This is a genomic window from Micromonospora sp. II, from assembly GCF_001709195.1.
In the GTDB taxonomy this organism is placed as follows: domain Bacteria; phylum Actinomycetota; class Actinomycetes; order Mycobacteriales; family Micromonosporaceae; genus Micromonospora; species Micromonospora chalcea.
In genome coordinates this window covers 314,148-328,095 of the sequence record NZ_LYXF01000078.1, presented here as the reverse complement: position 1 = coordinate 328,095, position 13,948 = coordinate 314,148, and the positions used below count along the sequence as shown (strand labels likewise).

Sequence of the window (13,948 nt, the reverse complement as noted above, 5' to 3'; positions counted from 1 at the left end):
GGCCGATGAGCGGCGACGACCACCGTCTCACCGTACGTCTCGGCGAGCTGGCCCAGGCCCACGCCGACCGGGCGGCGGCGCGCGCAGGCGTGCCCGCCGTCCGGCTGGACCGGCTGGCCGCCGAGCCGCTGCGCCTGGACGAGGACTTCTGCCGGGAGGTGGCCGACCGCTACGACGCCGCGCCGATGGTCACCGCCGGCACGGCCCGCGGGTACGCCCGGCTGGCCGCGGAGAACCTGCGGCAGTTCCGGCTGATCGGCGAGGCGGGCATCCGGGTGCTGCCGTGGACCGGGCCGGGGCAGCCGTACCGGGACTCGCGGGACCTGATCGCGCGGGTCCGCGCCACCGGCCTGCTGCACGTCTTCCTCACCCGCCACGGGCACGGGCCGGCCGGCGCGGACGGCGACCATCCGCTGCGCGCCCCCGCCGGAGTCCGGGCCGGCGGGGAGGAACTGCTGCACAACGACATCTTCCGGGCGGTGCACGACGTCTTCGGACACGTCCTGTTCGGCAACACGTTCGGGCCGCGCGGCGAGTTCCGGGCCACCCGCTGCCACCTCGCGATGTACCCGCCCGACCTGCACCCGCTGGTCTTCGCCGAGCTGGTCGGCCAGCTCTGCTGGTTCTTCCACGGGCCGCACCTGCGCCGCCCGGACGGGACGCTGCCCCGGCGCGGCGAGCCCGGGTACGTGCCGCCGCCACGGCGTCCGTACCCGCCGCAGAAACAGCTCGTGTACGACAGGCGCACCCTGAACCGGTTCGCCGCGCTGTTCACGTCGCCGGGCTGACCGCCGACATCAGGAAGTCGGGCACCCGCAGCGGCGGCATCACCATCCGGGTGAAGTAGTCGCCCCACTCCCGGGGCAGCGCCGGCACCGGCCGCCCGGCCTCGGTGGCCCGGGCCAGCAGCGACAGCGGGCTCTCGTTGAACCGGAAGTTGTGCACAGTGCCGACGATCTCGCCGTCCTCGACCAGCCGCACGCCGTCGCGGGTGAGGCCGGTCAGCAGCAGCGACGCCGGGTCGACGTCGCGCAGGTACCACAGCGAGGTGAGCAGCAGGCCGCGCCGGGTGGAGCGCACCATCTCGGGCAGCGTCGGCGCGTCCGGCCCGCCCTCCAGCACCAGGTTGTCCACCATCGGGGTGAGCGGCGCGCCGGTCTGCTCGGCGGTGTGCCGGGTCTGCACGAGCGCGGTCAGCACACCCTCGTCGATCCAGCGGGTCGGCCGCAGCGGCAGCCCGTTGTCGACCACTGCGGTCAGGTCGTCGGTGCCCCGGCTGACCGTGAACGGGGCGCAGGGCAGCAGCGGATGGTCCGGGTCACTGCGCAGCGTCAGCGGCAACGCGGTGAGGCGCTCGCCGAGCGGCAGCCGGCCGTCCGGGCGGCTGAACGCGGTACGCCCGTCCAGCGCGCCGCGCGCCCCGGCGGCCAGGTAGAGGTGGAGCATCAGGTCGGCCACGCAGTTCGGGGTGAGCAGCACCTCGTACCGTCCCGGCGGCAGCTCGACCCGGCGGCCGGGCCGCGCCAGCGTGGCGGACAGCTCGGCGGCGAGCGCCGGCACGTCCAGTCCGGTCAGGTCGGGCGCCGTCACACCGGCCCACGCCGAGTCGTCGCCGTCGCGCACGCTCAGGTCGAACAGGCCGGTGGACTGCGCGTGCCGCAGGCGGGCGCCGGTCGACGCGGCGAGGTAGGTGGTGACCACCCGGTGCTCGGTGTAGCCGTAGAGCCGCCGCTGCCCGGCCGCCGCGAACGCGTCGGCCAGGCCGGGCAGCACGTCTCCGAACGCCTCGACCGAGGTGCCGCCGGGCGGTTCCGCCCAGGACGGCGTCCGCCACGGCTCGGGCAGCCGCGTCGCGTCGGCGGCGGGCGGCGCGTCGCGGGCGGCCCGCTCGGCCGCGCGGACCAGGCCGGGCAGCGCGTCGCCGAGCGCGCCGCCGTGCCCGACCAGCCCGACGTGTACGCCGGCCGCGCCGTCGCGTACCGCCACCGCTGTCACCCGGCGGGACCGGACGCTGCCGTTCGTGGTCAGCGCGTCGCCCGCCCAGCGCAGGTGCGCGGCGGCCGTCTCGTCCGCGATCAGCAGCAGCTCGTCGGCGTCACGCCGGTGCCGCAGCGCCGCTTCCAGGGCGTCCTGGATCCCGCTCACCCGTCCCGCCCTCCGGTGTCGACGACGTCGATGCCACGGAACACCGCGGACGGGCAGCCGTGGCTGGCCGCTGCCGCCTGCACCGGCTGACCCTTGCCGCACATGTCGGCGCCGGAGAGCAGCCACGTGCCCTCCCCGCCCAGCCCGCACAGCGCGGACCAGAACGCGGTGGTCTCCGCCTGGTACGCGGCGCCGGACACCTGCCCGGCCAGCCGCCCGTTGCGGATGCGGTGCCAGCGCTGGGCGGTGAACTGGAACTGCCGCCGCCGCATGTCGATCGACCAGCTGTCCGAGCCGGCCAGGTAGAAGCCGTCCGTCACGCCCGCGATCAGGGCCGCGGTGTCCGGCCCGTCCACCGCCGGGCGCAGCGACACGTTCGGCATCCGGGCCATCGGCGTGTGCCGGTACGACTCGGCGTACGCGCAGCCGGCGGAGCGCGGCAGGCCGGCCCGCGCGGCCGAGGCCCGGTCGTGCTGGAACCCGACGAGCACACCCGCCTCGATCAGCGGCCAGGACTGCGCGGCCACCCCCTCGTCGTCGAACCCGACCGTGGCCAGCCCGTGCGGGGCCGACCGGTCGGCGTCCACGCTCATCAGCGCCGAGCCGTACCGGAGCCGCCCGGCGGCGTCGGGCGTGGCGAAGGTGCCGCCCGCGTACGACATCTCGTGGCCCAGGGCCCGGTCGTACTCGGTGGCGTGCCCGACCGACTCGTGGATGGTGAGCCAGAGCTGCGACGGGTCGATCACCAGGTCGTACCGGCCCGGCCGCACCGCCGGCGCCTGCGTCTTCTCGGCCAGCAGCGCCGGCAGTTCGGCCAGCTCGCCGGCCCAGTCCCAGCCCTCGCCGTGCAGGTACTCCCAGCCGCGGGCCACCGGCGGGCCGACGGTGCGCAGCGTCTGGACGCCGCCGTCGCGCGGGCGCCGGCCCACCGCCAGCACCTGCGGGTGCACCCGGACGCGCTGCTGGGTGACGCGGGTGCCGTCCAGGTCGGCGTAGTACGTGTTCTCCTGGGCGGCGGTGGCGCGGGCCAGCACGTGCGCCACCGACTCGTGTGCCTGCAGCCCGGCGCACCAGTGGCTCAGCAGCTCCACCCGTTCGCTCTCCGGCACCTCGAACGGGTTGATCCGGTACGGCGAGCGCCAGGTCGCCTCCGGGTACGCGGGCTCGGGCGCGAGCGCGACGGGCGCGCCGCCGACGTCGGCGCAGGCCCGGGCCAGCGCCAGCGCGTCGTCGCAGGCGCGTACCGCCGCCTCCGGCGTCAGCTCGGGCGTGGCGGCGAAGCCCCACGCGCCCCGGTGCAGCACCCGTACCGCCAGGCCGGTCTCGGTCTCCTCCTCGCTTGCCCGCAGCGCCCCGTCGTGCACGACGGTGCGCCCGGAGCGGACCCGCTGCACCCGCAGCGCGGCGTATCGCGCGCCCCGCTGCCGGGCCCGGGACAGGGCGGCGTCGGCGAGGCGGGCCAGCGGAAGAGCGAGGAAGGAGTCGTCGATCTCGTCGGGCACACGCGCCTCCGGTCGCCGGGGTGCCGCCGTCCGCGCCGGTGGCGCGGCGGCCCGGGGGTTGCGGTGAGGAGACTAGTGCCGCGTGCCGCCCCGGCACAGGGCCCGCGTGGCGGCCGGGCGGCCGACCAGCGCCGTCGCCGCGCAACAGAGCAATCGGGAAGAAGACCGCTGCCGCGCCGGGGCGCGCTTGAATTGATTGGCATCGCTCAATAGATTGAGGGCGGGCGCCGCCGAGGTCCGCACGACCGGGCCGCCGGCGGCTGACAGGTTTGTCCCGAGCCGGGCACGTCGGTCGTACGCACCGACTTCTCACAGTGGCGCATCGACGCGCCGCCACCCGAGCGCGTCGCCGCGCCGCCGTCCGTCCGGACGCGCGTCGTCGCGTCGCGCCGCCCGACGCAGAAGGACTTCCCATGACGATTCTCCGTACCCGTTCCGGCCCGGCCCTGGCGGCGGTGACCGCGCTGGCCGCCGTTGTGGCGGCCACCGCGACGGCCCTGCTCGCCGGCCCGGCCACGGCGGCGCAGGGCTGCCGGGTCGACTACACACCCAACCAGTGGCCCGGCGGGTTCACCGCGAGCGTCAAGGTCTCGCCCGGCGACACCGCCGTCTCCGGGTGGACGGTCACCTGGACGTACGCCGGCGACGAGCGCGTCACGAACGGCTGGAACGCCACCGTCAGCCAGTCCGGCGCGACGGTCACCGCCCGCAACATGTCGTACAACGGCAGCATCCCGGCGGGCGGCTCCACCGAGTTCGGCGTGCAGGGCACGTTCAGCGCCGCCGGCGGCGCGCCGGGCGGGTTCACGCTCAACGGCGTGCCGTGCAACGGCGCCGCGCCGTCGCCGACAGTCGTGCCCACCACGGCGGTGCCGACCACCGCCCCGCCGACGACCGCCCCACCCACCACCGCCCCGCCGACCACCGCGCCCCCGACCACCGCGCCGCCCACGACGGCGCCGCCCACCAGCGCGCCGCCGACCACCCCGCCGCCGAGCGGATGCGCCGGGGCGGTGCTCTGCGACGGCTTCGAGAACCAGACCGGCTCGACGCCGTCCGGCGACTGGAGCGTGGTGAGCCCGGACTGCTCCGGCGCCGGCACGGCCACGGTGGACACCACCACCACGCACAGCGGCAGCCGCGCGATCCGGATCAACGGCGCCGCCGGCTACTGCAACCACGTGTTCGTGCGGACCACGAAGAACCTCAGCGCCCTGGGCAGCGTCAGGTACGCCCGGATCTGGGTGCGGCACACCACCGCCCAGCCCACCGACCACACCACGATGATCACCATGTCCGACGCCGCCGACGGCAACCGGGACCTGCGGCTGGGCGGCCAGAACGGCGCCCTGCAGTGGAACCGCGCCTCCGACGACGCCACGCTGCCCGAGCAGAGCCCGGCCGGGGTGGCGCAGAGCGTGCCGCTGCCCACCAACCGCTGGGCCTGCCTGGAGTTCATGGTGGACGGCTCGGCCGGTCAGCTCCGCACCTGGCTGGACGGCGTCGCAGTCACCGGGCTGACCGCCGACGGCGTACCGACGCACGACATCGACGGCCAGTGGTACAACCGCACCTGGCGACCGCAGCTCACCGACCTGAAGCTGGGCTGGGAGAGCTACGGCGGCGGGGCCGACACCCTCTGGTACGACGACGTGGCGATGGGCGCCACCCGCATCGGCTGCTGACGGTCCGCCGGGGCGGCCGGCTCAGCGCTCGGCGGTCATGCGCTGGGTGCCGATCACGGAGAGCAGCCGCAGCGCCTCCTCCGAGGGCGAGCCGGGCGTGGCGGTGTAGATGACCACCTGCTGGTCGCGGTCGGTGATGTCGAGGACGTCGCAGTTCACAGTCACCGGCCCGACCAGCGGGTGCCGGAACGTCTTGCACAGCGTCCGCGCGCCGCCGACGTCGTGGGAGGCCCACAGGCGGGCGAACTCCGCGCTGCCGGCGAGCAGGTCCGCGATCAGCGCGGCCATCTCCGGGTCGTCCGGATAGCGGGCCGCGGCGGCGCGCAGCCGCCCGACCGAGTGGCGGGCGAACTCGCTCGCGTCCGACACGCCGTACATCAGGTGCGGGCCGAGGAACGCCCGGCGGACGAGGTTGCGGTCCCGCCGGGACACCGCGGAGAAGTCCTCCATGAGCGCCGCCGCGAGGTCGTTCCAGGCGATCACCTCGAACGTCGCGGAGGTCACGAACGCCGCCGCCTGCGGCAGCCGGTGCAGCAGGTCCAGCACGCTCTGCCGTACCTCCCGGGGTGGCCCGGGCGGCGGCGCGGGCGGCTCCCCGGCCAGGTGGTGGAGGTGGTCGCGTTCGGCGTCGGACAGCCGCAGCGCGCGGGCCAGCCCGGCCAGCACCTCCCGCGACGGACGCGGAGCCCGGCCCTGCTCCAGCCGGGTGTAGTACTCGGTCGAGATGAACGCCAGCCGCGCCGCCTCCTCGCGGCGCAGCCCCGGGGTGCGGCGACGCCGCCCGGCGGGCAGGCCCACGTCGGCCGGGGCGATCCGCTCCCGCCTGCTGCGCAGGAACACTGCCAGCTCACGTCGGTCCACGACCCCAGTGTGCCCGTGCGCGGCGGCTGGTAGCCAGGTACCGCCGGTGCCTGGATGGGCTCCGCGCCCGGCCGCAGGCTTGCCGCATGGACACCACACGAACCACTGAGGGCCTGCTCGCAGACAAGGTCGCGTTCATCACCGGCGCCGGGCGGGGCATCGGCGCCGCGGCGGCCCGGCTGTTCGCCGCCGAGGGCGCACGGGTGCTGCTCGCCGCCCGGACCGAGGAACAGTTGAAGGCGGTCACCGAACAGGTCCGGGCCGCCGGCGGCACCGCCGAGTACGTCGTCTGCGACCTGGCCGACGCGGCGAGCGTGCGCGCCGCCGTGGACCGCGTCGTCGAGGTGTACGGCCGCCTCGACGTCGCCTTCAACAACGGCGCGACGATCGTGCCGCCCGGACCGATGGACCAGGTGCGCGAAGAGGACTTCGACCACCTCTACACCGTCAACCTCAAGGGACCGTGGCTCGCCATGGTCGCCGAGGTCGCCGCGATCCGGGCCACCGCCGGCACCGGCGCGATCGTGAACAACTCCAGCGTCGGCAGCCTGATGGGCAACCCCGCGCTGCCCGCGTACGGCGCGATGAAGCGCGCGGTGAACAGCCTCACCGAATCCGCGGCGATCACCTACGGCCCGGAGGGCATCCGGGTCAACGCGATCGCCCCGGGCAGCACGCTCACCGAGATGATGCGCGCCTGGGACGCGGAGTCACCCGGGATCATCGAGCGGCTCGCCGCCGCCAGCCCGTTGCGCCGGGCCGCCGAACCCGACGAGATCGCCCAGGCCGCCGCGTGGCTGCTCAGCGACCGCGCCTCCTTCGTCACCGGTACGGTGCTGCGGGTCGACGGCGGCGCGCGGGCCTGACCGGCTCAGACGGTGGCGTCCTGGACCGGCCGGGGCGCGACCGTGCCGTCCGTGACCGGCTTGAAGCCCTTGACGACCAGGTAGACGCCGAGCGAGAACTCCCACACCGCGATGGGCAGCGCGGCGACCGCCGCCACCGGGGACAGCCGGTCCCAGGCGCCGAACAGCGTGCCCAGATCGGAGGCGACGAGCAGCGGCGCCCCGGCGAGCCCGAGCACCGGCAGGATGCGCGGCACCAGGCGGGACTGGTAGAGCAGGGAGCCCAGCAGCAGGGCGTTCACGGCCGGGAGGAGCGCCTGGCTGAGCAGGAACACCGAGTCGTAGAAGGCGACGAGTGTCCGGCCGGTGACCAGCGCGTCCGGTTCGGCGCCGGCCCGCCGCAGGGCGACCAGGGTCAGGATGCTCGCGACGCCGATGAAGATGCCGGCGGCCTCCAGCACGCGGGCGGCGACGAAGCCCAGCGCACGCGCCTCACCCTGCCGCTTGAGCACCGGGTGCAGCGCGATCGCGGTGCCGATGCAGGCGAGGGCGACGATCACCTCCAGGACGCCGCCGACGACGACAGGGGTGTCCGGCGTGCCGCCGAGTATGTAGTCCGCCTCGCGTATCGGGGCGTACAGCGTGAGGGTCGGGATCGAGACGAAGGTGAGCAGGTAGAACCCGCCCGCGACCAGCGACGTCTTGCGCAGTGAGTCCATCGGGGCTGCCCTCCGCCGCTCGGCCGGTGGTCGTTCCCTCACTCTGCGGCGGATCGGCGCGGCGGCGAATCGGCCGCTCGGTCAGACTCCTCGCGCGATGCGCACGGGCCACCGGTAACGGATACCGGTGGCCCGTGGGCGTACGACAGCGCGGCGACGCTAACGGTTCATCATGAGCGCCACCACTACGGCGACGAGCACCAGCGCGGCGAACACCGCCGCCGCGATCTTCGCGGCGCTGTACGGCCGCTCACCGATCACCTCGCCGGTGCGCGCGTTCACCAGCACCTGGTACGAGCGGCCGGCGTGCAGGTACGCGGCGATCCACACCGGCAGCAGGATCAGCTTGTACGACACGTCGGAGTACGTGGTGTCCACTGCGGACACCCGTTGCTCGTCACCGCCGATGTCCGACCGGCAGTCCCCCTCGATGACCGGCGCCATCCGCGCCTTCGCCTCGGTCAGGCCCGCCTCGGGCTCGGTGTCGTACCGCAGCGCCTGGTATCCGGCCAGGTAGTCGCCGTGGTACGCGGCCGCCTCGGTCAGCGGCCACGGCGCCAGCTTGTCCAGCTGCTCGGTGGGCAGGTGGGTGGTGGCGGGCACCAGCACGTCGTCGAAGTCCCGGCTGACGGTGCCGGCGGCCGGATGCCACCGGGTGTGCCGCACCTGCCGGGTCCGCGTCTCCTGCTTGCCGTCGACGGTCACCGTGTACGTCTCGGTGACGTAGTAGTACTCGCCCCGCTGACCCCGGTAGTCCGACACGGTCCGCGCGTCGAACGTCCAGTGCGGCAGGTACGTGCCCTTCAGCGTCTCCGCCTCGCTGACCTTCTTCAGGCTCCCCGGCGCGAACCAGCGGCTGCGGCACCACTGGCCCAGCGCCGTCCGTACGCCGTTGCGGTCCACCGCGAACGGCAGCACCGCCTCCGGCGCGATCAGCTCGCCCGCCGCGGCGTCGGCCACCAGCGGCGTGGCGCAGAACTGGCAGCGCTGCGCCAGCACGTCGCTCTCCGTCCGGGCCCCGCAGCCCGGGCAGACGAACGTGTGCGCCCCGACGCTCGCCACCGGCTTGCGGGGCAACGACGCGAGATCCGCGTACGCGTGCTCGCGCACCTCGCGGCCCGCGCCGGCGATCTCCTGCCGGTGCCCGCAGTACGGGCAGCTGAGCGTCGTCGTGCCCGGCGCGAACTCCACCCGGGCCCCGCAACCCCCGCACCGGTACGAGGGCGGGGAGACAGTCGTGTCGCTCATGCCGGCACCTGCCCGGTGCGGGGACGGCTCACCCGCTGACGCGCGTTCATTGCGGCGGCAGCGGCGGCGGGACGCTGGCCAGCACCGACGCCAGCTCCGGCACCTGTCCGGCGGGCTGCCACTGCGCCATCCCGGCACGCCAGACCAGCGTGTCCGGGCCGAGCGCGCCGGCGCCCGCCTGCTCGGCCAGCCCGCCGAGGTCGTACGGGCCCTGCCGCTGGCCACCGACGCCGACGTACCACTGGGCCTGGCCCGGCAGCGGCGGCGGCTCGGCGGCGCCCGGCTGCGCGGCCGACGGCTGCGCGGGGGCCGGCGCCGGCTGCGTGGCCCCGCCGCCGCCCATCGTCCGGGCCATCTGCTGGCCCATCGCCATGCCCAGGCCCAGGCCGATGCCCGCGCCCGCCTCGCCGCCCGGGTTGTTCGCCGCGGCCTCCATCGCGTTCGCGGCCTGGAAGCGGGTGTAGCGGTCCAGGTCGCCGACCGCGCCCATGCTGGTCCGCTTGTCCAGCGCCTGCTCGACCTCCGGCGGCACCGACACGTTCTCGATGACGAACTTGGGGATCGCGATACCGACCTCGGCCAGTTCCTCGGTCAGCACGGCGGCCAGCCGCCGGCCGATCGCGTCCTGGTGCGCGGCGAGGTCCAGCAGCGGCACGCCGGCCGTGGCGAGCGCGCCGCCGAGCCGGCCCACGATCAGCTGCCGCAGGTACTCCTGCACCTCCTCGGTGCGGAACTGCGGGTCGGTGCCGACCAGCTCACGCAGCAGCTGCGCCGGGTCGACCACCCGCGCCGCGAAGGCGCCGAACGCCCGCACCCGGACCACGCCGAACTCGGCGTCGCGCAGGATCACCGGGTTCTGGGTGCCCCACTTCATGTCCGTGAACTGCCGGGTGTTGACGAAGTACACCTCGGCCTTGAACGGCGAGTTGAAGCCGTACTTCCAGCCCTTCAGGGTGGACAGGATCGGCAGGTTGCGGGTCTCCAGCGTGTACGTTCCCGGCGGGAAGACGTCGGCGATCTTCCCCTCGTTGACGAACACCGCCGTCTGGGACTCCCGGACGACCAGCTTGGCGCCCATCTTGATCTCGTTGTGATACCGGGGGAACCGCCAGACGATCGTGTCTCGGCTGTCGTCCAGCCACTCGACGATGTCGATGAGCTCGCCCCGGAGCTTGTCCATCAGCCCCATCGCAACCCTTTCCTCGGCGCCGTTCTCCGGCGTCGCGGGCGACGATAGCAACCCCCCGCCACCTGCGAAAAGAGAACAATGGTGCGCTGATCGGCACCTACCGATCGCCGTCGTTCAGCCGGTGTCGCCGCTCATCGATTCCCCGCCCCCGTGACGCCGGGAGGCATCTCGGGACGGATCCTCCCAAGCCGGCGCCGCACGTGGACCCCGGTCGGTGGACCACGCGGCGCGCTGGTTCGGCAGCCGGGGCGGGCCGCCGGTCTCCGGGACCGGACGTTCGGTCTCCTGCACCAGATAGTGCGGCCGGCGTTTGGTCTCGTAGTAGATCCGGCCGATGTACTCGCCGATCACGCCCAGGATCATCATCTGAATCCCGCCGAGGCCGATCACGCTGACGATGATGGTGGTGTAACCGGGCACGTCGATGCCCTTCTCCACGGCGTCGGCGACCACCCACGCCATGTAGCCCACCGCGATGAGCGTGAGGAAGAGCCCGCCGTAGATCGCCAGGCGCAGCGGCCGGTTGTTGAACGACAGCAGACCGTCGAACGCGTAGTTGAACAGCTTGCCGAACGTCCACCGGCTCCGCCCCGCCTGCCTGCTCTCGTTGCGGTGCGCCACCACCACGGTGCGGAAGCCGATCCACGAGAACAGGCCCTTGGAGAAGCGGTTGTACTCGGGCATCGCCAGGATCGCGTTCACCGCGAGCCGGGACAGCAGGCGGAAGTCACCCGCGCCGTCCAGCAGGCGGACGTCTATCCACCAGTTGACCAGGCGGTAGAACGAGCGTGAGGCGACCATCCGGATGAACCGGTCGCCGCGCCGGTCGCGGCGGGCGATCACCTGGTCGAAGCCCTGGCGGTAGAGCGCGACCATCTCGGGCAGCAGGCGCGGCGGATGCTGCAGGTCGGCGTCCATGATGACGACCGCGTCGCCGGTGGCCCGGTGCAGCCCGGCGAGCATGGCCGCCTCCTTGCCGAAGTTGCGGCTCAGCGACGTGTAGCAGACCGTCGGGTCGGCGGCGGCGAGCCGGCGCAGCGCCGCGAGCGTGCCGTCCTCGCTGCCGTCGTCGACGTACACCACCTCGACGTCCACGTCGGGCAGCTCGGCGAGCGCGGTGCTGAGCATCTCGTGCAGCCGCTCCACCGACTCTTCCTCGTTGAAACAGGGCACCACCACCGACAGCCGCATCGGCGTCGTCCCGCCCGGCCCGGCGCCCGGGCGCGGGCCTCCGGCGCCGGCGGCGTCAGAGCCGGTAGACGAGCGTGCCATCGAGATCCTCCCGGGTGATGCCCAATCCGTCGACGGGCCGGTTCTCGATGCCCTCCCACGGCGTGCCCGCCGCGCGGCTCGGCACCGCGACGACCGACCGGACGCCGATGCCGCGCAGGTACGCCACGCTGCCCGCGTCGGGGAACGTCGCCACGGCGACCCGGGTCTGCGCCTGGGTGACCGGCTCGAAACCGCCGAGCCCGTTGGTGATCCGGGGGAACCCGTCGGTGGACCAGAGCATGTAGTTCAGGTCGCCGATCCCGCCGGCGGGCAGCACCAGCATCGGCTCCGGCGCGGTACGCATCGCGGCCGGCGGCGTCGGCACGACCGGGTGCGGCGTGCGGTTGACGCCCTCCAGCGTCACCAGCGCGAGCGGCACCAGCAGGACCAGCGGCGCCACGGCCCGCGACCAGCGGTGGGCCGAGGGCCGGTGCCAGGACTCGGCGAGCGCCGTGACCAGCCCGGCGGCCAGCACCGCCAGCAGCAGGCTGGTCCAGTGCATCATCCGGCCCGGCGTGCGCAGCGCGTCCCAGCCGGGCAGGAGCGTGGACAGCGTCAGATAGCCGGGGTCGCCGTCCCCGCCGAGGGTGGCGCCCAGACCGAGCAGCACGGTGCCGACCACGCCGAGCCCCAGCGCGACCCGGTGCCGCACCGGGAACGACGAGACGAACAGCCCCGCCGCGGCCAGCCCGACCAGCGTCATCCCGGGCAGCAGCGCCATCTCCGGCGGCCAGGTCAGCTGCTCCCGGGCGGCGGCGTGCCGTTCCCCCCACAGCCACGAGTCGCCGGGCGCGGTGATGAACCCGATCAGCGGAGGGGAGAACATCTTGGTCCAGTCCAGCGAGCGGACGGCCTGCGGGTTGAGGTCGACGACGCGCAGGTAGACCAGGCCGAGCAGCAGCGTCACGGCGCCGAACACGGCGCCGCCGGCCAGGTCCGCGATCAGCAGCCGGCGGCCGAACGGCGGACGCTCCCGCTTGCGCCACCAGGACCAGCCGTAGCAGCCGGCCGCCACCAGCACGGCGGCCAGCAGGAAGTAGACGAGCGGCAGCCCGATGCCGAAGCCGAGCGTGACCTGCCAGGCGGCGACGAGCCACCCGGCCACCGCCCAGCCGGGACGGCGGCGCTCCGGCCGGTAGCCGTGGCGCAGCGACCAGCCGTGACCCCGGGCCAGCATCGCCAGGGCCAGCGCGATCCCGCCGCTGGACAGGATGTTCAGGTGGCCGGAGTGCGCCAGCCGCCAGGGCGCGTACGCCCACGCGATCCCGGCGACCGCGCCGCCCCAGCGGTTCGCGCCGAGCTGCCGGGCCAGCGCGTACGCCCCGAGGAACGCCAGCGCGTGCAGCAGCACGTAGAGCACGTTGTAGCGGATCACGGCGGCCTCGAAGCCGGAGCCGACCATCCCGAACGGCGCGTAGCCGAGCAGCGTGTCGCTGTAGGCGTAGGTGTAGCGCTCCGGGAAGAACGTGTTCGAGTGCCAGAGGTTGGCCGGGTCGTTGAGCAGGGCGTGCCCCGACCAGGCGACCTGCCACGCCTGCAACGTGGGGTCGCCCAGGTCGCCGGGGATGGTGGTCGCCGGGTGCCGCATCGTCGGCCAGGTCAGCACCACCGCCAGCAGCAGGCTGCCCAGGATCGCCAGCGTCCACTCCGGGTTCGGCCGCCATCGGCGTCTGCCGTCCACAGGCCGTTCGTCGGAGGGGCGGTCGTCCGAGGGCCGGTCGGCGGGAGGCTGCTCGGGACCGGTGTCCTCAGCGGTCGGCGGGGCGACGGCGGGCCGGATCTTCATGGGATAGATGCTTCACGATGCTGCTGGTCCTGTCGATCCACTGTCCGAAATGTGGTTGAAACTTCCGGCCGCATTACCGGAAAACCGCCTACGCGAACCGGTCGGCGAGCGCCGACAGCCGGTCGACGTACGCCGGCCAGTCGTAGCCCTCGGGGACGTTCCGGTTCTCCTGCCCCAGCCCGATCGCGGCGTCGTGCTGCTCGCGCAGGATGTCGGCGTGCCCCGCGTGCCGGGCCAGGTCGACGCAGACGTGCACGAGGACCTGGTGCAGCGTCACGTCCTGCCGGCCGGGCAGCCACCACGGCACCCGCCCCGGCGCGTCCAGCGGCAGCGTGTCGATCGTCTGGTCCGCGAACGCCGCGACGCGGCGGTACAGGTCGATCAGCCCGTCCTTGGTCTCGTCCTCGCGGGCGTACCAGTCGGCCTGCGGGTCGGCGTCGAACGTCTCGGTGGCGACCAGCTCCGCCGGTGTGGGGAACTCGCGGCCGAACGTCGGCCCGAAGTAGCCGGCCTCGACGTTCAGGCAGTGCTTGAGCACCCCCAGCAGGTTGTTGCCGGTCGCGGTGCGGGGAAGCCGGGCCTCGCGTTCGCTCAGCCCGTCGAGCTTCCAGATCAGATTCTCCCGGATCGCGCGCAGGTAGTGGTGCAGCGCTGCCTTCGGGTCGTACGGCTCACTCATGCCCGACACTCTTCCGC

The 13,948-nt window shown here is 74.1% G+C and carries 12 protein-coding genes; 3 read left to right on the top strand and 9 right to left on the bottom strand.

Annotated features, from left to right (window positions below):
• Window positions 1–5 precede the first annotated feature (5 nt).
• Window positions 6–788 (top strand): hypothetical protein, encoded by a 783-nt coding sequence (locus A8711_RS29915; RefSeq protein ID WP_069090019.1) that lies wholly within the window; start codon window positions 6–8, stop codon window positions 786–788.
• Here the strand turns inward: A8711_RS29915 and A8711_RS29910 are convergent.
• The gene (locus A8711_RS29910) at window positions 772–2,145 is read right to left on the bottom strand and encodes a metallopeptidase TldD-related protein (RefSeq protein WP_069090018.1); all 1,374 of its coding nucleotides are present in this window, start codon (window positions 2,143–2,145) and stop codon (window positions 772–774) included. The two genes, A8711_RS29915 and A8711_RS29910, sit on opposite strands and share 17 nt — an antisense overlap.
• The gene (locus A8711_RS29905) at window positions 2,142–3,647 is read right to left on the bottom strand and encodes a TldD/PmbA family protein (RefSeq protein WP_043325233.1); all 1,506 of its coding nucleotides are present in this window, start codon (window positions 3,645–3,647) and stop codon (window positions 2,142–2,144) included. The genes A8711_RS29910 and A8711_RS29905 overlap by 4 nt, the downstream gene beginning before the upstream one ends.
• A 413-nt stretch (window positions 3,648–4,060) precedes the next feature.
• Here A8711_RS29905 and A8711_RS29900 point away from each other — a divergent pair, with 413 nt between their 5' ends.
• Window positions 4,061–5,332 carry a cellulose-binding domain-containing protein gene (locus tag A8711_RS29900; RefSeq protein ID WP_069090017.1) on the top strand — a complete coding sequence of 424 codons (1,272 nt, stop codon included), beginning with the start codon at window positions 4,061–4,063 and terminating at the stop codon, window positions 5,330–5,332.
• A 21-nt stretch (window positions 5,333–5,353) separates the two neighbouring features.
• Here the strand turns inward: A8711_RS29900 and A8711_RS29895 are convergent, their stop codons facing one another.
• The gene (locus A8711_RS29895) at window positions 5,354–6,193 is read right to left on the bottom strand and encodes a helix-turn-helix transcriptional regulator (protein ID WP_064447392.1); all 840 of its coding nucleotides are present in this window, start codon (window positions 6,191–6,193) and stop codon (window positions 5,354–5,356) included.
• A gap of 86 nt (window positions 6,194–6,279) precedes the next feature.
• Here A8711_RS29895 and A8711_RS29890 point away from each other — a divergent pair, with 86 nt between their 5' ends.
• The gene (locus A8711_RS29890; protein WP_043325228.1) at window positions 6,280–7,059 is read left to right on the top strand and encodes an SDR family NAD(P)-dependent oxidoreductase; all 780 of its coding nucleotides are present in this window, start codon (window positions 6,280–6,282) and stop codon (window positions 7,057–7,059) included.
• 5 nt (window positions 7,060–7,064) lie between these two features.
• Here A8711_RS29890 and A8711_RS29885 read toward each other — a convergent pair whose 3' ends face one another.
• The 6 genes from A8711_RS29885 to A8711_RS29860 form a co-directional block, all read right to left on the bottom strand.
• Complete coding sequence (locus A8711_RS29885; RefSeq protein ID WP_069090016.1) at window positions 7,065–7,757, bottom strand: DUF4386 domain-containing protein; 693 nt, start codon at window positions 7,755–7,757, stop codon at window positions 7,065–7,067.
• 159 nt (window positions 7,758–7,916) lie between these two features.
• Window positions 7,917–9,005, bottom strand: a complete 1,089-nt coding sequence (locus A8711_RS29880) for a hypothetical protein (protein WP_043325226.1) — start codon at window positions 9,003–9,005, stop codon at window positions 7,917–7,919.
• Between the two features lie 46 nt (window positions 9,006–9,051).
• Window positions 9,052–10,194, bottom strand: coding sequence for an SPFH domain-containing protein (locus A8711_RS29875; RefSeq protein WP_069090015.1), 1,143 nt, complete (start codon window positions 10,192–10,194; stop codon window positions 9,052–9,054).
• Window positions 10,195–10,308: 114 nt separating this feature from the next.
• A complete protein-coding gene (locus A8711_RS29870; RefSeq protein WP_223201151.1) occupies window positions 10,309–11,385 on the bottom strand; it encodes a glycosyltransferase family 2 protein in 1,077 nt (358 codons plus the stop codon).
• A 55-nt stretch (window positions 11,386–11,440) separates the two neighbouring features.
• Complete coding sequence (locus A8711_RS29865) at window positions 11,441–13,252, bottom strand: hypothetical protein (protein WP_069090014.1); 1,812 nt, start codon at window positions 13,250–13,252, stop codon at window positions 11,441–11,443.
• An 88-nt stretch (window positions 13,253–13,340) separates the two neighbouring features.
• Entirely contained in the window at window positions 13,341–13,931 is a 591-nt protein-coding gene (locus tag A8711_RS29860) for a DinB family protein (RefSeq protein ID WP_043325221.1), read from the bottom strand.
• Window positions 13,932–13,948: the final 17 nt, after the last annotated feature.